This is a genomic window from Rhizobium vallis, assembly GCF_003985155.1.
In the GTDB taxonomy this organism is placed as follows: Bacteria; Pseudomonadota; Alphaproteobacteria; order Rhizobiales; family Rhizobiaceae; genus Rhizobium; species Rhizobium vallis.
Genome location: NZ_ML133688.1, coordinates 92,551 through 115,562, shown reverse-complemented (window position 1 = coordinate 115,562; position 23,012 = coordinate 92,551). Strand labels below are relative to the sequence as shown.

17 protein-coding genes are annotated in these 23,012 nt (G+C 62.4%); 1 reads left to right on the top strand and 16 read right to left on the bottom strand.

Annotated features, from left to right (window positions below):
* Positions 1–3 precede the first annotated feature (3 nt).
* Together secDF and yajC are read right to left on the bottom strand one after the other, a co-directional pair.
* Positions 4–2,544 carry a protein translocase subunit SecDF gene (gene secDF / locus EFQ99_RS10410; RefSeq protein ID WP_126920967.1) on the bottom strand — a complete coding sequence of 847 codons (2,541 nt, stop codon included), beginning with the start codon at positions 2,542–2,544 and terminating at the stop codon, positions 4–6.
* A gap of 44 nt (positions 2,545–2,588) precedes the next feature.
* A complete protein-coding gene (yajC, locus tag EFQ99_RS10405) occupies positions 2,589–2,936 on the bottom strand; it encodes a preprotein translocase subunit YajC (protein WP_126920966.1) in 348 nt (115 codons plus the stop codon).
* A gap of 206 nt (positions 2,937–3,142) precedes the next feature.
* Between yajC and EFQ99_RS10400 the strand changes: the two genes are divergently transcribed.
* Positions 3,143–4,015, top strand: coding sequence for an ATP-binding protein (locus EFQ99_RS10400; protein ID WP_126920965.1), 873 nt, complete (start codon positions 3,143–3,145; stop codon positions 4,013–4,015).
* Positions 4,016–4,140: 125 nt separating this feature from the next.
* On the opposite strand, the gene EFQ99_RS10395 is transcribed toward EFQ99_RS10400, so the two are convergent.
* The 14 genes from EFQ99_RS10395 to EFQ99_RS10330 all read right to left on the bottom strand — a co-directional run bounded on the left by EFQ99_RS10395 (position 4,141) and on the right by EFQ99_RS10330 (position 22,904).
* Positions 4,141–7,116 (bottom strand): NAD(P)-dependent oxidoreductase, encoded by a 2,976-nt coding sequence (locus tag EFQ99_RS10395; RefSeq protein ID WP_126920964.1) that lies wholly within the window; start codon positions 7,114–7,116, stop codon positions 4,141–4,143.
* Between the two features lie 246 nt (positions 7,117–7,362).
* The gene (locus EFQ99_RS10390; protein WP_126920963.1) at positions 7,363–8,961 is read right to left on the bottom strand and encodes a peptidoglycan DD-metalloendopeptidase family protein; all 1,599 of its coding nucleotides are present in this window, start codon (positions 8,959–8,961) and stop codon (positions 7,363–7,365) included.
* Positions 8,962–9,212: 251 nt separating this feature from the next.
* A complete protein-coding gene (locus EFQ99_RS10385; RefSeq protein WP_126920962.1) occupies positions 9,213–9,866 on the bottom strand; it encodes a protein-L-isoaspartate(D-aspartate) O-methyltransferase in 654 nt (217 codons plus the stop codon).
* Positions 9,863–10,636: a 5'/3'-nucleotidase SurE gene (gene surE, locus EFQ99_RS10380; protein ID WP_126920961.1), complete on the bottom strand. Its 774-nt coding sequence runs from the start codon at positions 10,634–10,636 to the stop codon at positions 9,863–9,865. Before surE ends, EFQ99_RS10385 begins: the two co-directional genes overlap by 4 nt.
* Before the next feature lie 4 nt (positions 10,637–10,640).
* Entirely contained in the window at positions 10,641–11,924 is a 1,284-nt protein-coding gene (serS, locus tag EFQ99_RS10375; RefSeq protein ID WP_126920960.1) for a serine--tRNA ligase, read from the bottom strand.
* A 98-nt stretch (positions 11,925–12,022) separates the two neighbouring features.
* The gene (gene tatC, locus EFQ99_RS10370) at positions 12,023–12,850 is read right to left on the bottom strand and encodes a twin-arginine translocase subunit TatC (RefSeq protein ID WP_126920959.1); all 828 of its coding nucleotides are present in this window, start codon (positions 12,848–12,850) and stop codon (positions 12,023–12,025) included.
* Complete coding sequence (tatB, locus tag EFQ99_RS10365) at positions 12,847–13,449, bottom strand: Sec-independent protein translocase protein TatB (RefSeq protein WP_126920958.1); 603 nt, start codon at positions 13,447–13,449, stop codon at positions 12,847–12,849. The genes tatC and tatB overlap by 4 nt, the downstream gene beginning before the upstream one ends.
* Positions 13,450–13,500: 51 nt before the next feature.
* A complete protein-coding gene (locus EFQ99_RS10360) occupies positions 13,501–13,692 on the bottom strand; it encodes a twin-arginine translocase TatA/TatE family subunit (protein WP_064709192.1) in 192 nt (63 codons plus the stop codon).
* A gap of 183 nt (positions 13,693–13,875) precedes the next feature.
* Complete coding sequence (gene scpB / locus EFQ99_RS10355; protein WP_126920957.1) at positions 13,876–14,592, bottom strand: SMC-Scp complex subunit ScpB; 717 nt, start codon at positions 14,590–14,592, stop codon at positions 13,876–13,878.
* Complete coding sequence (locus tag EFQ99_RS10350) at positions 14,589–15,446, bottom strand: segregation and condensation protein A (RefSeq protein ID WP_126920956.1); 858 nt, start codon at positions 15,444–15,446, stop codon at positions 14,589–14,591. Before EFQ99_RS10350 ends, scpB begins: the two co-directional genes overlap by 4 nt.
* A gap of 18 nt (positions 15,447–15,464) precedes the next feature.
* On the bottom strand, positions 15,465–16,478 hold the full coding sequence (gene nagZ / locus EFQ99_RS10345; protein ID WP_126920955.1) for a beta-N-acetylhexosaminidase: 1,014 nt from the start codon (positions 16,476–16,478) through the stop codon (positions 15,465–15,467).
* A gap of 111 nt (positions 16,479–16,589) precedes the next feature.
* Entirely contained in the window at positions 16,590–19,802 is a 3,213-nt protein-coding gene (locus tag EFQ99_RS10340) for an SPOR domain-containing protein (RefSeq protein ID WP_126920954.1), read from the bottom strand.
* 61 nt (positions 19,803–19,863) lie between these two features.
* Complete coding sequence (argS, locus tag EFQ99_RS10335) at positions 19,864–21,621, bottom strand: arginine--tRNA ligase (RefSeq protein WP_126920953.1); 1,758 nt, start codon at positions 21,619–21,621, stop codon at positions 19,864–19,866.
* A 65-nt stretch (positions 21,622–21,686) separates the two neighbouring features.
* On the bottom strand, positions 21,687–22,904 hold the full coding sequence (locus EFQ99_RS10330; RefSeq protein ID WP_126920952.1) for a deoxyguanosinetriphosphate triphosphohydrolase: 1,218 nt from the start codon (positions 22,902–22,904) through the stop codon (positions 21,687–21,689).
* Positions 22,905–23,012 lie beyond the last annotated feature (108 nt).

The following is a 23,012-nucleotide window of genomic DNA, read 5'->3' as shown; positions in this document are numbered from 1 at the left end:
TTTTCAAACCACCGTGCCAGATCTTACACCAGCATCCGTCTTGTTGCTCTCTTCGCCATCGGGAGCATCGGGCCGCAGCCGGAAGACGATCAATACTGGAGCGGCGATATAGATCGAAGAGAAGGTGCCGAGAGCGACGCCGAAGAGCATCGCGAAGGTGAAGGAGCGGATGACTTCGCCCCCGAAAAGGAAAAGCGCCAGCAAGGCGAGCAGGGTCGTCGCTGCTGTCAGCACGGTGCGCGACAGCGTCTGGTTGATCGAGGCGTCGATCAGGATCGGCAGCGGCATCTTCCTGTAGCGCTTGAGGTTTTCGCGCATCCTGTCATAGACCACGACCGTATCGTTCAGCGAATAACCGACGATCGTCAGCACGGCGGCGATGCTCGTCAGGTTGAACTCGATGCCTGACAGCACGAAGAGGCCGAGCATGATGATGACGTCATGCAGCGTCGCAATGATGGCGCCGACCGCGAACTGCCATTCGAAGCGGATCCAGATGTAGACCAGGATCGCCGCGAGCGCCGCAAGCACGCCAAGCGTCGCCATCATCGTCAATTCGCCCGAGATGGCGGGACCAACAACCTCGACGCGGCGGAAATCGTAATCCTCCTCGAGCTCGCCGCGCACCAGCGTCGCTGCCGACTGCTCGGCATTTTCACCGCCGCCCTGGGACGCGATGCGGATTCGTGCGTTCGCCCCGCCGCCGGCGGGCTCGACCCTGACGTCACCGAGATTGAGATCATTGAGACGCGAGCTGAGATCGGCGATGTCGGCATTACCCTGCTTTGCCGTGACCTCGATCAGCGAGCCGCCGGTAAAATCGATGCCGAGATGCAGGCCGAGGCTGGCAAAGGCGACCATGGCGATCAGCGAGATGATCGCCGACGCCGTGAAGACGTAACGACGGATCCCCATGAAACGGATATTGGCGTGTTCGAAAAGATGCGTCAGCAGGCTCTTCGGCAGGTGACGGGGATGACGTTTTCTCACCCAGACGGCGACGATCGAGCGCGTCAGCGTGAAGGCCGTCAACAGGGTCGTCAGGATGCCGACCGCCAGTGTTACCGCGAAGCCGCGGATGGATTCGCTGCCGAGATAGAAGAGGATGACGGCAGCAATGAAGATCGTGACGTTCGCGTCGACGATCGTTGCGAAAGCGCGCGAAAACCCGCGACCGACGGCTTCGCCGAAGGAATGGGCGGTTCTCTCCTCCTCGCGGATGCGCTCGTAGATCAGCACGTTGGAATCGACCGCCATGCCGACGATCAGAACGATGCCTGCTATGCCAGGCAGAGTGAGCGTGGCGCCGGCAAGGCTCAACCCCGCGACGATGAAGATCAGGTTGAAGATAAGCGAAACGACGGCAATGACGCCGAGAATGCGGTAAAGTGCGATCATCAGTGCGGCGACCAGCACGACGGCGACGATGCCGGCAACAAGGCCGCTGAAGATGGATTCAGCGCCGAAGGCGGGGCTGACGCTGCGTTCCTCGACGCTCGTCAGCGTCGCCGGCAAAGCGCCTGCGCGCAGCATTACCGCCAGGTCGCGAACACCATCGTCGGAAAAATTCGCGGAAATACGGCCCTCGCCGCTCGTAATTGCCGCCTCGATAACCGGGGCCGACATCACCTGGTCGTCGAAGACGATGGCGAGGTGCTTGCCGATATTCTGCCCTGTCATCTCAGCCAGCCGCTCTTTGCCTCCCGCATCAAGACGATAGGCAATCGACGTATCCTGCGTCTGCGGATCGACGACCGGCTGGATATCGACCATGTTGGCGCCAGTGACGAAAGCCGTACGGTCGACGAGATAGGGAACCGGCGGATCGTCCAGTGAATAGAGGACCTCAGAAGTCACCGGCCAGCGGCCGTTCAGCGCCTCCTGCCCGGACATGCTCTCATCAATCAGATGAAAGGAAAGCTTGGCCGGCTGGTTGAGCAGGTTCTTCAGCCGCTCGGCATCGATCGATCCCAGCACCTGCACGACGATCCGGTCGGCGCCATCGGGGCGCACGAGGAAATCGGTGTAGCCGAACCCTGCGATGCGGCGGCCAACGATATCGAGCGACCGGGTTTGGGCGGAGGCGACGTCAGCCGTGATGCCGGCATCGGAAATCTGCAGCGAGAGTTGACCCTCGCCGGCCTGCTGCAACCCGACCTCAGGTCCCGAATGTCCACCAGCCGCAGTCAATGGCTTCAGGAGATCGACCGCTTTTTGCGTCTCGGCCGGATCGGTGATCCGCACCGTAACAGTCTGGTCGTTGCCGGTCAGCCCGGTATAGCGGATGCCGGCGCCGCGCAGGGCGTTGCGCACATTTCCGACCAGCTCTTCCAGGCGGTCTTTGACGATATCGGAACGCTCGACCTTCAGAACGATATGCGAGCCGCCCTGCAGGTCGAGGCCGAGCGTCACGCGGTCATGTCGCAGCCAGCCTGGTAGGGAGGCGCGCTGCGCTTCAGTCAGCAGATTGGGCGCAGCGACGACGATGGCCGCGAAGGCGACCAGCCAAATCAGAAGTGTTTTCCAGCGGGAAAAATGCAACATTCTCTCGACGATCTTCCGATCCGGCGGCCTGCCGTTATCGCTTGTTACGCTGCGTCGGCCTTGACGGGTTCACCCTTGACGCGAACTTCGGAAATGCCGCTGCGGACGATGCGCACGCGCACGCCTTCAGCGATTTCGACTTCGACTTCCTTGTCGTCGACGACCTTGGTGACCTTGCCGACGAGACCGCCGCCGGTGACGACCTGATCGCCGCGGCGGATCGCCTTCAGGGTTTCTTCGCGCTTCTTGGCCTGAGCGCGCTGCGGGCGGATCAGCAGGAAGTACCAGACGACCATCAGCGGCACGAACAGGATGATCATTTCGAAACCGGAGCCACCGAATGCCGATGTGGCGTCGGTCGCGCTCTGGGCGAATGCCGGGGTGATGAACATGCTAAACTCCTCAGGCTTTGGCGGCGGAACGCCGCCTCTCTTTTCAGGTTGCCGGACTATAGTTACGGCTTCGATGAATGCAACAGAAACAGCCGGAAACCGTACCGATTCCGCTGCCTCATAACCTTTCCGCCGGTAAAACGCCATGCTACCCGGCATCGAAAGATCTAAGCGGATTGCCGCAGCAAGAGATCAGGAGGCCTGCGATGACCGAGGAACCCACCACCGCCCTTCTTGCCGAGCTGAAACGGCTCGCCGCAGCCGTCGAGCGTCTTGCCGGGCCGGCGCCTGCTCTCAACGACTGGGATGCGGCCGACTGTTTCGTCTGGGCGCCGCTGCGCCAGCATCTGCAGCCGGTCAAGAGGCCGAACCGCGTGGAATTGAAGCTCATCCGCGGCGTCGACCACGTACGCGATATCCTGCATGAGAATACCGTGCGCTTCGCTGAAGGCTATGCCGCCAACAACGTGCTGCTTTGGGGCGCGCGCGGCATGGGCAAATCCTCCCTGGTCAAAGCCGTGCACGAGGATGTCAGGCGCGAGAGCGGCGTCTCGCTGAAGCTCGTCGAGGTCCATCGCGAGGATATCGCCAGTCTGCCTACCCTGCTCGACCTGCTGAAGGACACGCCCTACCGCGTAATCGTCTTCTGCGACGACCTCTCCTTCGATCACGACGACACCGCCTACAAATCGCTGAAGGCAGCGCTCGACGGTGGCGTTGAGGGCCGGCCGGACAATGTGCTGTTCTACGCCACGTCGAACCGGCGCCATCTCCTGCCGCGTCACATGATGGAAAACGAGCAGTCGACGGCGATCAATCCGTCGGAGGCGGTCGAGGAGAAAGTTTCGCTTTCCGACCGCTTCGGGCTCTGGCTCGGCTTCCACAAATGCAGCCAGGAAGACTATCTCGGCATGATCGACGGCTATGCCGATCACTTCAAGCTCGGGCTCGAACGCGCCAAGATGCATGCCGAAGCGCTGGAATGGGCGACGACGCGCGGAGCGCGCTCCGGTCGCGTCGCCTGGCAGTATATCCAGGATCTGGCCGGGCGCATGCGCGTTCACATCGACAGGGCCTGAACAGCCAAAGCGCGTCGCATGAACCAGGTTCGGTGCGACGCGCTTCAGCCGGGGTCAGGGCTTCGGGCACTTGCAAGCGGTGCCCGAAGCCGGGAACGATCAGCACTCATCCGTCGCCACGGCGGCTACTCTCCTGCCGGTCCGTAAAGGCCAAGCTGCTCGAGAAGCACCCGCTGCCGCCCAGCGCTTTCGACCAGCAGACCGGTGTAACGATCGACGATCCGGTCGCGATGGTTCGGGTCGGAGATGGCGGAAAGCGCACCGACGATGGCTGCGACCTTTTCTGAAGTCCGCCGCAACTCGTCGAGCAGCTCCGACTTGTCGACGATCTCGCCGACTACCCGTTTCGTCACCTTGCCGATCCCCGCCGGCGTGCGGCTGCCCGCCAAGGCGTAACCCTCGGGCAGGTCGCCCTTGAGATTGGTGACCGACTTGAACCGGATGACATCGAAGATCTGGTCGACCGCCTGCTTGGCGCCGGTCACCCGCGAGGGATGATCGGTATCGGCGGCTGCGTGCGGCAGCAGTTCCAGCTTACCCTTGTGGCGCTCTTCCAGCGGCAGGTAGGGCAGCATCGGTCCGCTGAGCTTGCCCGTCGCGGCATCCTTGAAGAGGTCGGCGTCAATCGCCGCATGGGCGATCTTGCCTGATGCCAGCGCCCGGTCGAGTGCCGCGGCATCGACGACCTCGCCCCGGTCGTAATTGACCAGCACCGCACCGTCGTTCATCGCGTCGAGGACCCTGCTGTCGACGACACCGGCATTTGAGTAAACGCCGGTTGAAGCATCCAGGCGGCCGAGACCGATATGGACCGAGAGCACATCGGCGCCGGTCGCCGCTTCGACTGGGCTTGCGGCATAGCCAAAACCTTCCGCCTCGATCCAGCGCTGGTGATGCTGGCGGGCGTAGATCGCCACCTTCATGCCGAAGGCCTTGGCGAGCTTGGCGACTTCGCGGCCGATATTGCCGTAGCCGAGGACGGCGATTTTCCGGCCCTCCAGCTTGGCGGTCGGGAAATCCTTGAGCTGGCGCCCGGTATCGAAATCGCCGCTGGCGACCATCTGGTGCAGCCTGTCGACCGGCAGATCGGGCACGACCTTGAGGATCGCCTTCACCGCCATCTGGGCGGTTGCCCGGCTGTTGATGCCGGGGGTATTCATCAGCGGAGCCTCACCGCCCTCGCCGTTGCCACCGCCCCAGGAAGCCGAGCCCATGTTGCCGGTCCCCGCGCCGATGCGCACGCCGCCGAGCGGGAAGACGGAAGCCTTCGGGATGAAGGTCGCCGCCGCGATCAAGGCGTGATACTGGCCCCTGTCCGTCTGCGGCAGGATTTCCGCCTCGGTGCTGAGATCGGGTTGATAGAAGAAGTGGATGCGCCCCGTCTCCAGTGCCTCGCCGTCGCCGATCGGGCCGGCATGGAAGACGCCTCCCTTTTCCTCGATATAGGCCCGGATTTCGCTGTGGTCGGGCTTGCCGTCCGCGCCGAGGCGCAGGCCGACCAGATCGGCGATCAGCACCTTGTAGACGCGTTGCGGATCGTCCTTGCGGACCGCTGTGCCGGCCGTCGCGGGCGCGTCAAACGTCACGCCCTCCTTCACCAGTTCCTCTTCGAGAACGACGATCTTGGCGCGCAGATAGGCATATTGCAGGTTTTCCAAGAGGGCTACGACATCTGCCGGCTCGCGGATGCCGCCGACCCAGGCACGGTAGTCGCCAGGCGTTCCCGGGAACGCATTGACGTAGCGCGCCGCGTCGAGACCGGGCTCAAATTCGCCATTCGGATGGGTAATGCCTTCGTAGCCGAGCAGCTGTTTCGACCGGGCAATGATGCGCGCATGGATGGCCGGATCGGTGATGCCGGTATCCTCCACCTTCAGGAGCGTTACCGCCGCGCCGCGCCGCTCGGCATCGGTGACGGTCAGCGACAGGAGCGGATGCGACTTCACCCACTCGTCGATCACCGCCCGATTGGCGGCGGAGCGCTGGTTGAGCTCGACCACCGAGCCGACCCGCGCCTCAGACTGCAGGAGGCCGAACGTGGTTTCGGCAAAGGCGAGCGCGCTGTAGGTGTTGATGACGCCGCCGAGCATGCGGTCTTCCCCGGCATCGAAGAACGGCCCGGCATCCACGGAGCGCTTGGCTGAAAGCGGCTGGCGCGCATCGATTGGCGGCGCGATCTTCAGCTGGCGCGGGATCGCCCAGGCGGGATCCTGCTGGTTCTTCTCGACAAGCGCCAGGGCATGCGGCGTGAAGGAGGCGACGAAATATCCGGAGATCCCGCCGATCGCCTTCTGGAACGGCATGAACAGGCAGCATTTCGCCATCACGGCGTCGACCAGTTCGGGCTCCCAGGGCATGGCGCCGAGCATTGACGTGGCGTCAAATACCGCATGGTGGTTTGCCGGATCGCGGTCGATCCAGTTCAGCAACTCGTGGATCTCACGGCTCGTATAGGCGTTGGCGCCTGTGGTCTCGTGGCCGACACCGACGAAGATCGACACGCCGAGATCGGAGAGCTCGGCGGCCGTCGGGATCACGCCTTCGGAGGCGGCAAAATGAATGCGGCTCTCGCAGCCCTTTTCGGCAAAGCGCTGCATCTCGATCAGCTGCGTGGCCCAGGACTGACGGAAGAAGCCGGCTGCCCGAGACGGATCGCTTTCCGGGCGCGGCGTATCGACATAGACGCGCTGGTTGGCGTCGTTGGCATTCATCAGATGCTGGACGCAGACGGTGTAGCCACTGTGGCCGCCGCCAAGCCCCACCGCCATGCGGTTCTTCTTCGGGAAATGGAAGTAGCTGTGGATCGCCCGCATCATGTCGGTCAGGATCTTATCTGCCGGATAACCGCGGTGCATGCTGCGGGAAATCTCGGCCGTGGTGAAGCCGCCGATATCGTTGCCCTTGTCGTCGAACTTGCGATAGGTCTTCTCGATCCACGCATCGAAGGCGATGCGCCGCAGGCGGCTATCCACTTCGTCGGTGGTCGCATCGGTGATCGGGCCGACCCCGAAAAACGGGTTGGACGGCAATTCAGGCGCACCCGACTTCGTCAGTCGAAGTGCTTCGAGACGCTGTTCCTGCATCTGCGCGATATTCGTCATGAGGTGCCTATCCGTTTCCAATTGGGTCCAGGCATAGTGAATTGAACTTTGGGGAAAGTAGGTGCCTTCTGCGCCGAACGTCAGGCTGAATGCGTCATCGGCATCCGCCCAATGTCCCCAATGCGTACAGCAACGATCTCCAACGACGAATTTGCGTCGAAGCCGGATGCGATGAAATTGCGTCATGCCCCAAATGACAAAAGCCCGGCGGATGGCCGGGCTTTTGCGCTTCCTGGTACGCTGTACCTATTCCAGGAAAGTCATGGGATTGACCGGGGACGCATCCTTGCGCACCTCGAAATGGACCTGCGGCTGCTTGACGTCGCCGCTCATGCCGGAGACCGCGACGGTCTGGCCGCGCTGGATCTTCTGGCCGCGGGTGACGTTCAGCGTATCGGCGTTGCCGTAGACGGTGACGGTACCGTCGTCATGACGGACGAGAACCGTATTGCCGAGTTCCTTGAGGCCGTTGCCGGCATAGATGACGACACCGTTTTCGGCAGCCTTGATCGGCGTGCCCTGCGGGACCGAGATATCGATGCCGTCATTGCGGTTGCCGTTGACGTTGGCGCCATAGGCGGCAATGACCTGGCCGCGCACCGGCCAACGATACTTGCCGATACCGGTCGATTCCGGCGCGGCGGAGCTGACGTCAGACTTCTTCTCGACATCATCGACAGTCTGGGTGGCAGTCGGCGCCTTGTAGGGCGCCGGTTGAATGGAAGCCGTCTGCTGGACAGGTGCGGCCTGAGCCGGCTTCGGATCGGCCTTCTCGGCCGGGATCGAAGCGGTCTTGATCGTGTCGGCGGTACCGTTCGGGATCTTCAGGGCCTGGCCGACACGCAGCGAGTTGGCCGAGAGATTGTTGGCAGCCTTGAGATCGTCGATATCCGCACCGGTCGCCTTGGCGATCTTGGCAAGCGAATCGCCCTGCTTGACGACATAGGAGCCGGCGGGTGCCTTCGGATCCTTACCGGCGCCGGCAGGAAGTTTGCCGGTGGAATCGGCGCTCGCCGTGGTCTTGTCGCGGGCGGAATTTGCACCGGGAACGACGGCGACGTTCTGCTCCGGCGCCTTGGGCGACTCGGGCACCTTGCCCGGCTTGGAGAGGTCGGCCGTCTGCGATGCCGCCTTGGCAGCATTGCCGCCGTTGAAGGTCGGGATCAGAATTGCCTGGCCAGGCTTGGCGGCCGATGCCGTCTTCAGATTGTTGACACGCAGGATTTCGTTCTCCGGAACACCGAAGCGCCTGGAGAGTATCGCAACGCTTTCACCGGGACGCAGCGTCACGGAAGGGGCGTTGGTCGCCGACCAGCCGGAAACTTTCGGCGTCGTGCCCGTCGTCAAAGAATCGGTAGTGGCCTTCGGCGCGGCCGGCGCCACCAGCCGGGGCTTTTCAGCCTGGGGCATTGACGGGAAAGGCTGGGCGAGCGCAACTTCCCTCTCCCGCTGGCGGGAGGGTGCTACTGCCGTCGGCGCGGCAAGCTCGGAACGCTGCACCGAAACCGGCGCGGAAGCCATACGTGCACTCGAATTCGAAGTGCGGATGGGGTCATAGCTCGGACGCGACGGATAGGACTGACCCATCGCGCCGTTGCCGCTGCCGTAACCGGACTGGCTGGCAACGGCCGAGCCGCCGAGATCGGCGCGTGGCACCGGATCGACCTGAGGACCACCCCTGCGCGGAATGGAACTGGTGGTGATCTGATCCTGCCCTGAGGAGGAAAACAAGCCGCCGAACCGTGTCACATCGGAACTACAGCCCGTTGCGGCACTCGCCAGCAGACCAACAACCAGAAGATTACTGGCCGACTTCCCGAACTTCGGCGAAAGACTGAAACGCATGACTCGACCCACTGAGAACGCAACCATTTGTGAGTCTATTAAAACGCGTTAGTATTACCACGCGGTTAAGATGCTGGAATCAGTGCGATATTTTTGAGAAGTTGATAACCATAGCTTACGGGTGAAAAATCGCAGTGCGCAGAGCATAATGCCGAAAAGTGTGAGCGGTTTTCGGACGACATCATGCTCTCTTTTTTTGATGGAGATGCGGATTCAGATTTCATGCCGATCCGGCCTGAAATCATCCGCATCTAGAGCAGCGAGGCAAGCCGCGGGACGATCGGCAGGTAAGGCGCTTCGAACAGTTCCTCGCGCTCGAACCGGCTGCCGGTTTTTGTCAGCCGCACCATCCGGCATTCATTCTCGGAGATCATCAGCGGCGCAATCATCGAGCCGCCGGAAACGAGCTGATCGGTATAAAAGCGCGGCATCGAATTGAAGGCTGATGTCACCAGGATGCGGTCGAAGGTGCCCTCGCCCTGCATGCCGGCGCTGCCATCCGCATGGCGGATGACGACGTTGCGTAACCCGAGCGTTTCCATGCGCCGCTGGGCGGCCGTCGTCAGCGTCTTGTAACGATCGATGGACAGGACGCGCTCGGCCAGACGACCCATCACCGCTGCGGTGAAGCCGCTGCCGGTGCCGATCTCCAGAACGCGCTGTCCCGGCTTGAGTTTCAGGTGATGCAGGATGCGGACCACAAAATCGATGCCTTCGAGGAAGGAACCGCATTCGATCGGGATCGTGCGGCTCGAATAGGCGTCGTCGGCAAATTGCGGCGGCACGAACAGCGAGCGCTGCGTCTGCTCGACCGCCGTCAGCAAATCGAGGTCGGAGATGCCTTCGGCACGCAATCTGAGGACGAGCGCTGCAAAGCCCTCCTTCTCCGCCAGTCTTGCCGTCAAACCTGTGCTCCGTATCCCAAAGCCCGCGCCACGCGGTCCGTCACGGAATAATCGGTCAGATCCAGTTTCAAAGGCGTTACCGAAATCTTGTTATGCTTCAGGGCGTGAATATCCGTGCCTTCGATGAAGGCGCCGGCGCGTTCGCCGAACTTCAGCCAGTAATAGGGGAAACCCCGGCCATCGGAGCGGGCGTCGACCTGCAGGTTGAACGCGAGCTTGCCCTGCATGGTCACCTCAGCGCCATCAACCTCCTCGGGGCGGCAGTTCGGGAAATTCAGATTGAGGAAGGTGCCATCCGGCAGGTCCAGGCCCATCAGCTTCTCAAGCAGCGCTGGTGCATGCGTTTCGCAGACCTCCCACGGCACGAGGCGCGCGCCGTCCTCATGGAGATAGGCCTGGCTCAGCGCAAAGGAACGCACGCCCTGCATCGTGCCTTCGATGGCGCCGGCGATCGTGCCGGAATAGGTTACGTCGTCGGCAACGTTCGAGCCCGAATTGACGCCGGAGAGAACGAGATCGGGCTTGATGTCCATCACCTGCCGGATGCCCATGATGACGCAATCGGTCGGCGTGCCGCGTAGCGCGAAATGCTTGTCGGAAACCTTGCGCAGCCGCAGCGGTTCGGAAAGGCTCAGCGAGTGGGCAAGGCCGCTCTGGTCCGTCTCCGGCGCCACGATCCAGACATCGTCGGACAGTGTGCGCGCAATCCGCTCCAACGCGGCAAGACCTTCGGCGTGAATGCCGTCATCATTCGTAAGCAGGATGCGCATCGTCTCAGGCCGCCCGTTCGATCTTGGTCAAGCCGCCCATATAGGGCAGCAAAACGTCCGGAATCGTGACCGAACCATCCTCGTTCAAATAATTTTCGAGGACGGCGATCAGGCAGCGGCCGACAGCGGTGCCGGAACCGTTCAGCGTGTGAACGAATTTGTTGCTCTTGTCCTCCTTGCCGCGATAGCGCGCATTCATCCGCCGGGCCTGGAAATCGCCGCAGACCGAGCAGGAGGAAATTTCGCGGAAGGCATTCTGCCCCGGCAGCCAGACTTCGAGATCGTAAGTCTTGCGCGAGCCGAAGCCCATATCGCCGGTGCAAAGCGTCATCGTGCGGAAATGCAGGCCGAGGCGCTTCAGCACCTCCTCGGCGCAGGCGGTCATCCGTTCATGCTCGGCAACGGCGCTTTCGGCATCGGTGATCGAGACAAGTTCGCATTTCCAGAACTGATGCTGGCGCAGCATGCCGCGCGTATCGCGGCCGGCGGAGCCCGCTTCCGAGCGGAAGGAGGGCGTCAACGCGGTGAAGCGCAGCGGGAGTTTCTCCTGGTCGAGGATCTCCTCGCGCACCAGGTTGGTGAGCGTCACCTCGGCCGTCGGAATGAGATAGCGGCCATCCGTCGTCTTGAAGAGATCCTCTTCGAACTTCGGCAGGTTGCCGGTGCCGAAGAGCGCCTCACTGCGCACCATCAGCGGCGAGCTGACTTCGGTATAGCCATGCTCCCTGGTGTGGAGGTCGATCATGAACAGGCCGAGCGCGCGCTCGAGTCTGGCGAGTTGTCCGGTCAAAACCGTGAAGCGCGAGCCGGAGAGTTTGGCGGCGCGCTCGAAATCCATGTAGCCGAGCGCTTCGCCGATTTCGAAGTGTTCCCTAGGCGTGTGGTTCCAGCGCGGCTTTTCGCCGACGACGCGGGTGACGACGTTGTCGTGCTCGTCCTTGCCGACAGGGACTTCGTCGAACGGCACGTTCGGAATGCGTGAGAGCGCGTCGTTGAGCTCGGCGGAAAGCGCGCGCTCCTCCTCCTCGGCTGCAGGAAGCGTCTCCTTGATATCGGCGACCTCTGCCTTCAGTTTTTCAGCAAGCTCGGTGTTCTTTTGCGCCATGGCCGCCCCGATCTCCTTGGAGGCGGCGTTGCGGCGGGAGAGCAAATCCTGCGCCTTCTGCACGGCGGAGCGGCGCTTTTCATCGAGGGCGACGAGACTTTGGGCCAGAGGCTCCGCACCGCGTTTGGCAAGGGCGGCATCGAGCGCTTCGGGATTCTCACGGATCCATTTGATATCGAGCATCGTCGTTCCAGGTCGTTGCAACAGAAATGACCCGGCCAAAACCTGACCGGGCCTCGGATGTTAAACGGCGTTCATGAAGGGATTTCCGGAATTGCCGCTCAGACGCTGTCGGTCTTGGCAACGTCCGCAGATCCGGTGCCCTCTTCGACCGCCTGCCGGGCACGCTGGCGCTCCACGAGTCGCGCCGCATGGATTGAAATCTCGTAGAGAAGGATCGTCGGCAGCGCAAGGCCGATCTGGGACATCGGATCGGGCGGCGTCAGCACGGCAGCGACGATGAAGGCGAGTACAATCGCGAACTTGCGTTTCTCGGCGAGCCATTGCGACGTCAGGAGACCGACACGGGCCAGAAGCGTGGTGACCACAGGCAGCTGGAAGACCAGGCCGAAGGAGAAGACCAGCGTCATGATGAGGCTCAGATATTCCGAGACCTTGGGCATCAGCGAGATCGCCACCTCGTCATGGCCCGGCGCCTGCTGCATCGACAGGAAGAACCACATGACCATCGGCGTGAAGAAGAAATAGACGAGCGCGCCGCCCATCAGGAACAGGACCGGCGAGGCAATCAGGAACGGCAGGAAGGCCTGGCGCTCATTCTTGTAGAGGCCCGGCGCCACGAATTTGTAGACCTGGGCGGCAATGATCGGGAAAGCGACGACCAGGCCGCCGAACATCGCGACCTTGACCTGCGTGAAGAAGAATTCCTGCGGTGCGGTGTAGATGAGCTGGGCTTTCTCGACGTCGAGACCAGCCCACTGGACGGCCGTCTTGTAGGGAATGACGAGATAGTTGAAGAGGTGCTTGGCAAAGAAGAAGCAGACGATGAAGGCGACGAAAAACGCGCCGATCGACCATATCAGCCGCGTGCGCAGCTCCATCAGGTGCTCGATCAACGGCTGCGGCTTGTCTTCGGTTTCACCGCTCATGCCTCGTCCTTCTTCGTCTGCGCCGGCTTCTTCGGCGTTGCTGGCTTTCTGGCTGCCGTCGTGCGCTTCGGTTTTTCGACCGACGGAGCAAAAGCGGTCACCGCATCAACCTTTTCAGCAGCCTTGGCGCGCGGCTTGCGCACGGGTTTCGGCTTGTCGGCAACCGCATTGGCCTGGACGACCGCTGCGGCGGCCGGTTCCGGCGTCGGCACCAGCGGAGGCGTTTCCGGCAGGCTCATCGACGGCGTCGGGGCCGCGACGGCATCGGCCGGCAACTCGGTCTTGTTTTCCGTGACCGTGGTCGACTTCTGCAGGTCGGCCTTGATCTCGTTGCCCATCTGGCGAAGCGGGTTCATGGCTTCGCGCAGGCTGTTGACCGGGTTGAGCTTCTGGGCGTCGCTGATCGTCTGGCGAACATCGTCAAGCTCAGCTTCGCGCAACGCTTCGTCGAACTGCGCACGAAATTCACCCGCCACCTTGCGGGCACGCTGAGTCATTTTGCCGAAAGCGCGCAGCATCGGCGGCAAATCCTTGGGACCGACAACCACGATCAGTACGACCGCGATGACCAAAAGCTCGGTCCAGCCAATATCGAACATGCAAGGCTCCTGGACGGGAAGCGCGGGGGCTGCGCTTTTTCCCGGACTTGGTTATTTCGTTTCGTCGGCCTTGTGATCGACGGTCTTTGCTGTTTCCGGCGCGTCTTCGTCCGTCATACCCTTCTTGAAGCTCTTGATGCCCTTGGCAACGTCGCCCATCAGTTCCGGAATCTTGCCGCGACCGAACAACAACAGCACGATGACCAGAACGATCAGCCAGTGCCACATGCTAAAAGAACCCATTACGCTAACTCCCTGTTTCTATGTTCCCACGATGTAAGGATTTCCGACACCGTTTCCAACATCAAGCCCTTTGAACTGAGCTTAATGTCACGGTATCGCCCTTTGTGACAAGCCATTGACCCATCGAAAAGTGGTGGCCCCTATTGTTTTCGCCATGCATGGCAAAAGCAAGACGTAAGCCCCTCAATCTTCGGAGGTGCCGCGTGGCGCCAGCAACCCCAATTCCTCGAGGTCCATCTGCGTGATCGGGTCTTCGTCCTCGGTCAGTTCGTCGTTCATCAACGGCGAGGGAATATTGAAATTCGCAGGGATACGGCCCGACAGCAAGCCTGCGCCCTTCAATTCTTCGAGACCGGGCAGGTCGCGCAGCTCCTCGAGGCCGAAATGGTCAAGGAAATCGCGTGTCGTGCCCAAAGTTACCGGCCGGCCCGGCGTGCGCCGGCGGCCACGAAACCGCACCCAGCCGGCTTCCATCAGCACATCGAGCGTGCCGCGCGAGGTTTGGACGCCTCGGATATCTTCGATCTCGGCGCGCGTCACCGGCTGGTGATAAGCGATGATCGCCAGAACTTCCAATGCGGCGCGCGAAAGCTTCTTCACCTCGTTGTCGTCACGGCGGATGACGAAGGAGAGGTCGGCGGCGGTGCGGAAGGCCCAGGCGCCCTCGATCTGCACGAGATTGACGCCGCGCGGGGCATATTGCTCCTTCAGGCGCAGCATGATCGCACGGATGTCGGCGCCGCTGGGCAGGCGCTCAGCGAGGAAGGCTTCGGGAACCGGCTGCGAGGAAGCGAAGACCAGCGCCTCAGCGATGCGCTCGGCCTCGATCTCGGCCTGCAGTTCGCGGCTTCTGTCTTGGAAATCGCCCTCGAAATCCGCTTCACCCCTGGGATCGATCAAACCGGCTGCTCCTGCTCCACCACCTGCAGCGTGGCGTGTTTGGGACCACGACGCATATATATCGGCTGAAAGGCGCCGTCCTGGCGGATTTCGAGCTTGCCCTCGCGCACCAGCTCCAGCGAGGCGGCAAAGGCGCTGGCGATTGCCGTCACGCGTTCCTCGGGTGTCGCGAGGTAGCGCAGCAGATAATGTTCCATCGCCGTCCAGTCGCCGACCTCACCGATCATCTGGGTCAGCAGCTCGCGGGCATCGGTCAGCGACCAGACGCTGCGCCTTTCGATCGTCACCTGGGTGACGGCATTGCGCTGGCGCAGCGCCGCATAGGCGGTCAAGAGATCATAGAGGCTCGCCATATAGGCGGATTGCTGCCGGTCGGGAATATGCTCGGGCGCACCGCGGGCGAAGATATCGCGGCCGAGGCGGTTGCGGTTGACAAGGCCCTCCGCAGCCTGGCGCATGGCTTCGAGGCGTTTCAGGCGAAAGGCAAGCGTCGCCGCCATCTCCTCGCCCGAGGGACCATCGTCCTTGACCTGCTGGGGAATGAGCAGCCGCGACTTCAGATAGGCGAGCCAGGCCGCCATGACGAGATAATCGGCGGCAAGCTCGATGCGGATGCGCCGGGCGCTTTCGACGAACTGCAAATATTGTTCGGCGAGCGCCAGCACCGAAATGCGCGACAGGTCGACCTTCTGGTTGCGGGCGAGATAGAGTAGCAGGTCGAGCGGGCCTTCGAAGCCGGCGACGTCGATCACCAGCCCCGGCTCGTGGCTGGCGCGCTCGGCGCCATTATCCTGCCACAGCTTGTCCATCGGCGTTGCCGCGTGGGGGCGTTCCGTGCCCTTGACCGTGTTCACTCAACTGCTCCCTTACGATCAGACTGTCGCAAACATCGCCCCGAATTCCATCCTCAATTTCACTTCGTCGGCCGCATCCGGCGCCTTGAAGCCTGCCTCCACCGCTTTTGCGCGTTCAAGCGACAGGCCAGCGAGCGGCGGAACATTTGCCACGACATCCAGCATCTCGTCCATCTTGCCATTGCAATGCAGCACGATATCGCATCCGCCTGCAATGATATTCGCCGCTCTTTCGCCGATCGTGCCGGAAAGCGCGTTCATCGAGCTATCGTCTGAGAGCAAAAGGCCCTTGAAACCGATATGCTGCCGGATGACGCCGTCGATCACCTTGCGTGAGGTCGTCGCCGGATTGTCAGGGTCGATTGATGTGAAGACGACGTGGCAGGTCATCGCCATCAGTTCGTCCTTCATCGCGACGAAGGGCGGAAAATCATGGGCCTCCAGCTCTTCGCGAGGAACGGTGACGACGGGCAATTCCAGATGCGAATCCGCAAAGCCGCGACCATGGCCCGGCATATGCTTCATGACGGGCAACAGGCCGCCGGCCTTCAACCCGTCGGCTGCCGCGCGGCCCATTGCGATGACCGTCTCGGGATCGTCACCATAGGCGCGGTCGCCGATGACATTGCTGCTGCCCTCGACGGGCACGTCGAGCACCGGCAGGCAATCGACATCGATGCCGAGGCTTGAAAGGTCGAAGGCATGCAGCCGCGACATCAACCACGCGGCGCGCAGGCCGAGTGCGCGATCGCGGCGATAGAGATCGCCGAGCGCCTGGCCGGACGGATATCGCGCCAGAACCGGCGGGCGGATGCGCTGGACGCGGCCGCCCTCCTGGTCGATCAGCACCGGCGCATGCCAGCCGACGCTTTCGCGCATCTCGGCAACGAGATCGGTTATCTGCTGTGCTTCGGAAATGTTGCGCCCGAAGAGGATGAAGCCCCAGGGTCGTTCGTCCCGGTAGAAGGCTTTCTCTTCGGATGTGAGGGCAAGGCCGCTGCAGCCAAGGATCATCGCTTTTGATTCGGTCATGTTCGAATCATAGACCGCGTCGAACCAAATGCGAGCAGGGCCAGGCGCGATGCACAAAAAAGAGCGGCGGAACGATCCGGCCCGCCGCTCTTTTAATTCAATATGCCAATGTTATTTGGAGATTAGGCAGCTTCCGCCCGCTGCACGATACTGTTCGCAGAGTGCTGCGGCCTCATCCTTCGAGCCAACCGGGATGCGGACACGGTAGAAAGTGCCCTTGCCGGCAATATCGGCCTTGCGGATCTCGTGGTTGCGGCCGTTTAGTACGCTGGCGAACTTCTTCGACAGGCTGGCATAGGACTTGTTCGCCTCATCTTCCGATGGCAGCGAGGCAATCTGGAGGCCGTAGCCGCCGGCCGATGCGGCCTGCTGCGGTTGGGCGGCAGCCGGCGCGGCGGCTGCGACCTGCGTCGTCTTCGGCTGCTGTGCAGGCGGCCGGACATTGCCCTTCTCGGTCACGGTGCTGACGACGTTGACGGGCTGTTCAGCCGGACGGGCAATCGGAACCGGGGCGGTATCGACAATTGCCGTGGTCTTGACCGGCCGTGCCGGCGCATCGACCGGGGCTGGATTTGCGGCCTGCGCGTCGGCATTGCCGACAGGCGACGGCTGTGCCGGCGCGGTTTCGACAGGCGCCGCGGAACGAGCGTCGACGGAAGCAACCTCGGCGCTTGCCGGGAGGCCTGCGGCCTTTCCGACGACAGGAGGTACGGACGGCGTCGACGGGGCCGCCAACGCCGGCTGAGCCGGCAATGTCGCCTGGGCAGACTGCGTCGCCTGGGCAGACTGCGGCGCCGGGGCAGACTGCGGCGCCGGGGCGGATTGCGCGGGCTGGTCGACGGGTGCCAGATCTTCGCGAGCGACCAACGTGCCGTCGGGCTTGACGATCATCGTGCGGACCTTGCGCGGTGAAACGGATGGCGTCTTGTCGGCATCGCTTGCGGCACCGTTGTCGGCACTGCCCTGGTTCGGCAGGAGACGCGGATCTTCCGTCTCGCCAACTGCGGTCGGCGTGATCTGGTCGTTAGCGCCGGCGTTCTCATCGTCCTCGGGCAATGCTTCCGGCGTCAGCGTGCGCTGGACGACATCGACAGGCGCCTCATCGGAGGAAACGAGCGCTTTCTGCTTCGGCTCCTCGGCGGAACCGGCAACGCGGTCATAGACGGCCTTGTCTTGGTTCGGCACGGTCTTGCCGCCCGGATTTTCCGGAACGACCTTGACCGGCTCCTTGTCGGCGGCGATCACGCGCGGCTCGCCGGTCGCGACGATGCCTAGCCCCTCGCCGTTCCAGACGGAGGAATAGATGCCGTAACCGACGCCGGCAAAGACCACGAACACGACGGCTCCGGCAAGCAGACGGCGCATCGACCGGGCGCGGCTGAAATCAGCGGCCTGGCTTGCCGATTCGATGCGGACCTCGGAAACGTTCTCGCGACGCTCGACCGGCTCGCGCACGCTGCGGCGGAAATCCTCCTCCAGCGCCCGCTCGAAATCATCGAGACCATCGGCAATGGTGGGCTTGACCGGCTTTGCTGCGGCAGCCGCCGTATCCCGTGCCGGCGCAGGTGTTTCCCGCGGCTTGGCCGGTTCAAAGAAGCTCGCAATTTCCGCATCGAGATCGAAATCAAAATCCGCCGTCTTGGCAACCGGCGCGGGCTGCTCGACCGGCGGCAGCGCCGGCACGTGCATGTCATCGACGGTCTCAGGACGATCCTCCGGGTCGGAGATCATCGCCGGATCAAACGGCAGGTCTTCGGTCGACTCGGCGGCAGGCGCCCAATTGAAAACCGGAGCCGGAACTGGAGCCGGCGGCTCGGGAGTGAATGCCGGTGCGGCGCTTGCAGGCGCGGCAGTCGCCTGCGGACGCGCTGACATTTCCGGCTGCGGCACAGGAATTGCAGGCGTCGGCGCAGGGGCTACCGCCTGCGGCTGCGGCTTTGGCTCCACGTCTGGCTCGGAGAAATCGAGATCGGCGAGTTCCAGCTCGATGTCGGCAAGATCCAGCTCGAAATCATGGCCGGCGAACGGATCGTCGGCTTCCTCTAGCGGCTGCGGCACCCGCGAATATGACGTTGCGGCAGGCTGCGGCGGAGCGACCTCGGTAAGCTGCGGCGCGATCGGCCTTGCGGCCTCGGCAAAATAGGCCGGCGCCGGCTCGACCGGAGCGGACTGGACGGGTGCTGCAGCCGCCGGCGCAGGCACGATTGCTTCGGGCTGTGCAGGCGCGGCTGCAACGACGGGCGTTGCCTCGATCGCGGCGGGCTGCGACGCAACAGGCGCCAGATTGGCGCGTTGCGGCACAGGATAACGCGAGACATCGGCAAGCAGATCGTCGAGATCGAACGTGCCGGCGGTATGCGGCACTTCGGGCACGACCGCCGTCAGCGCGGCATCGGCCTGGATCTCGCCTTGGACGGCGGCGGCGATGAGATCGAAACCGGCATCGTCTCCGAAATCCTGGAGTTCGTCCTCGATCTCGACAAATTCCTCGGCCTCGGCAGTCTCTTCCGGTGTCGTCACCTCATCATGGCGATCGAGCTCGGCGGGGAAGCCGAGCGACGGAGCAACGGCTTCGAATTCCTCGGAAGGTTCGGCAACGGCGACGGGCACAGGCTGCTCGATCACCGGCTCCGGCTTCAACTCAGGAAGATCGGCGAACGACGTCTCAGCCACCGGCACGGCAGCCGGCTCCACCACCGGCGGAGCAGCCGGTTCTTCGCGTTTCGCGGCATGGAAATTGGCAAGCGGCAACCGGATGCTGGCGGCCGACCATTGCGGCGCCTTGGCGGGTTGCGCAATCGACGAGACTGGCGCTGCGCCGATCGAAAGTTCGAGTTCCTCGATCAGATCGCGCGCACCGCCGAAGGCCGATTGCACCGGCGCCTCGGCAACGGGCTCGACGGAAAGCTGCTGCTGCGGCCCGGCCGCCCAATCGGCAGCGAGCGCGTCCCAGCCCTTGGCAGCGAGCGCTGCTTCTTCGGCGGGAGCAGGAGTAACGGAAACCGGCTCGGGGGCTTCCGCGCTTTCGGCAACGGGGGAAACGTCAAGAACGGGCTCGACATAATCCTCGGGAGCGATATCTTCAGCAGCAGGTTCGGCCGGACGATCGAGCTCTGCAAGCGGACGCGGAGCGTCGTAACGGTCGAACTCGCGTACAAGCTCTTCCTCGAGATCGAGGGCAGGCTCGCGCCGTTCTTCGGTCACCGTGTTTGCCGCTACGCGCGGCTCGAAACCAACGATACGGGCGAGTTCGGCCAACGGATCGTCGTCAGCAAACAGATCGTCTTTTCCGCGCGCATCATACGCAAGTTGTTTCTCAGCCATGCCTATCCCACTCGCAAACGCCAACGCTCAAATGCCAGCGCATTGTGGGTAAATGGTGACGTTATCGCATTTCGTCAGGTGCGGCAGTGCCTGTAATGGCGAGTCCCGACTTCAAAACCGACGCGACGGCGTACACCAGCCCAAGTCTGGCAATACTTGATTCTCGGTTTTTATCATTAACAAATCGTAATTCCGTCTGATCTTTACCTTTGTTCCAGTGCGCGTGGAACGAACTTGCGAGGTCATAGAGGTAAAAAGCGATGCGATGCGGCTCCTGGGACTGGGCGGCCGCCTCGACGACGCGGGGGAATTCGGCAAGCTTGGCGACAAGCTGCAATTCGGCCGGATCGCCAATGCCAGCAACGGTTTTCGCAAGATCCTCAGGCGAAACTTCGAGGCCGGGGAAAGCCTCCCTCGCCTGCCGGAAGACCGACATGCAACGGGCATGCGCATACTGCACGTAAAAAACCGGATTATCTTTCGATTGTTCCGTCACTTTGGCGAAATCGAAGTCGAGCGGCTCGGAATTCTTCCGGTAAAGCATCATAAACCGGACCGAATCACGTCCGACTTCCTCGACGACATCCCGCAGTGTGACGAAGTCGCCGGAGCGCTTCGACATCTTCACCGGCTCGCCGTTGCGATAGAGCTTGACGAGCTGGCAGAGCAGCACGGTCAGCTTCGCCTTACCATCCGAGACGCCGCGTGCAACCGCTTCCAAGCGCTTGACGTAGCCGCCATGGTCGGCGCCGAGCACATAGATCATCTCGTTAAAGCCACGGTCGAACTTGTTCTTGAAGTACGCAACGTCGGCAGCGAAATAGGTGTAGGAGCCGTCTGACTTGATCAGCGGCCGGTCCATGTCGTCGCCCACCTCGGTCGAGCGGAACAGCGTCTGTTCGCGATCCTCCCAGTCCTCGGCAAGCTGGCCCTTCGGCGGCGGCAGGGTGCCCTTATAGACAAAGCCCTTGAAGGTCAGGTCGTTGATCGCGGTGCGGATCGCTGCCGCGCCGTTGGCATGCAGCGTCCGTTCGGAGAAGAAGACGTCGTGATGGACATTGAGCGCCGCGAGATCTTCGCGGATCATCACCATCATCGCGTCGATCGTGCGATCCTTGACGATCGGCATCCACTGCTCTTCCGGCATGTTGTGCAGCCTCACGCCGTAATCGGCGGCAAGCGACTGGCCGACGGGCACGAGATAATCACCCGGGTAAAGACCGGAGGGGATCTCGCCGATCTTTTCGCCAAGCGCTTCGCGATAACGCAGGAAGACGGAGCGGGCGAGCACGTCGATCTGCGAGCCCGCATCGTTGATGTAATATTCTTTCTCGACGCCGTAGCCGGCAAAAGCGAGCAAGTTGGCGAGCGCATCGCCGACGACGGCGCCACGGCAATGGCCGACATGCATCGGGCCGGTCGGATTGGCCGAGACATATTCGACGTTGACCTTCAGCCCATTGCCGAGCGTCGAGCGGCCGTATTCAGTGCCGGCGCCGATCATCGAGGCGAGCAGCCGCTGCCAGTAGCCGACGGACAGACGAATGTTGATGAACCCGGGGCCTGCGACCGAGACATCGGCGACGTCGGCATCTTCCTTGAGCTTGGCGATGATAACGTCGGCCAGCGCGCGCGGATTGGAGCCGAGCGGCTTTGCCAGCACCATCGCAGCGTTGGTCGCGACGTCACCATGGCTCGCATCGCGCGGCGGCTCGACGGCGATGCGGCCGAAATCGAGCTCAGATCGCTTTTCCCTGACCAGATCGATCTGTTCAAGGGCGGTTTTGATCCTGGCTTCGAAGTCGGTAAAAAGGTTCATCGCACTCTTCCATGCATAGGCTGTGCCAAAGTCCGCAAATCGGCCCTCGGCGGGGCGACCGCTGCCTATCGCAAATCCGGAGTGTGGTCAAACAATCGCCTGTGGGCGCTGATCGCGTAGGTATCCGTCATGCCGGCGAGATAATCACCGACATGGCGGGCTTTCGGCGCATCGGAGAGGCCGGCGATATGATCCACCCAGTAGTGACTCTGCATCTCCTTGGGGTTGGCCATGTAGGCGCCAAAGAGATCGGCGACGATCTGGGCAGCACCCGCACGGATGCGCATGATATCCGGATTGCGGTAGATGCGCTTGAAGAGCATCGCCTTGATCTGCTTGTCTGTTTCGGACATCTGCTCGGAAAACGTGGCGATAACCCGGTCGGCTGCGCGCACGTCGCCGGCGCTCTGCGGGCGGATGAGGGAAAGGCGCTCCTGCGCGACGGTGATCACGTCCTCGACCATGCGCGTGATCTGGCGGCGCATGATCTCATGGGTGAAGCGGCTCGGTTCCAGATGCGGATAGCGCTCCCGCACCTCCGCCATCAGCTCGGCAAGAAACGGTATTTCCTCCAGCATGTCGAAAGTCAGGTAGCCGGAGCGCAGGCCGTCGTCGATATCGTGGGTGTTATAGGCGATGTCGTCGGCGATTGCCGCGACCTGGGCCTCGAGGCTGGCATAGGTTGCAAGCTCAAGATCATGCAGTTCGCAATAATCGAGGATCGGCTGCGGAACCGGGCCGCGCGTGCCCACACCTTCCGGCGTCAGCAGCGGACCATTGTGCTTGACGAGACCTTCGAGGCTTTCCCATGTCAGGTTGATGCCATCGAATTCGGCATATCGCCGCTCGAGTTTGGTCACGATGCGCAGCGATTGGGCATTGTGGTCGAAGCCGCCATAGGGCAGCAGCACTTCGTGCAGCGCGTCCTCGCCGGTATGACCGAACGGCGTGTGGCCGAAATCATGGACCAGCGCTACGCCTTCCGCCAGATCCTCATCGAGCTTCAGGGCGCGGGCAAGCGCACGGGCGATCTGGGCCACCTCGATCGTATGGGTGAGCCGGGTGCGATAATGATCGCCATCCTGGGCGATGAAGACCTGGGTCTTGTGCTTCAGCCGGCGAAAGGCGGTGGTGTGGACGATACGGTCGCGGTCGCGCTGAAAATCGGAGCGTGTCGGACTTCCATCCTCCTGGTAGAGCCGCCCGCGTGTCGTCCAGGGGTCCGCCGCATAGACTGCCCTTTCGCTGTTGCCGAAACCCAAAGCACGCCTGTCAATCGTCATTCTTCACCGTCATTCTGCCTGTTGCCGCATCTGCCCATTGACGCCGCTATGCGCTCTTCATACCTATAGGCTGACGAACGGCAAAGAGGCGCTTTCTTCATCGCTTCT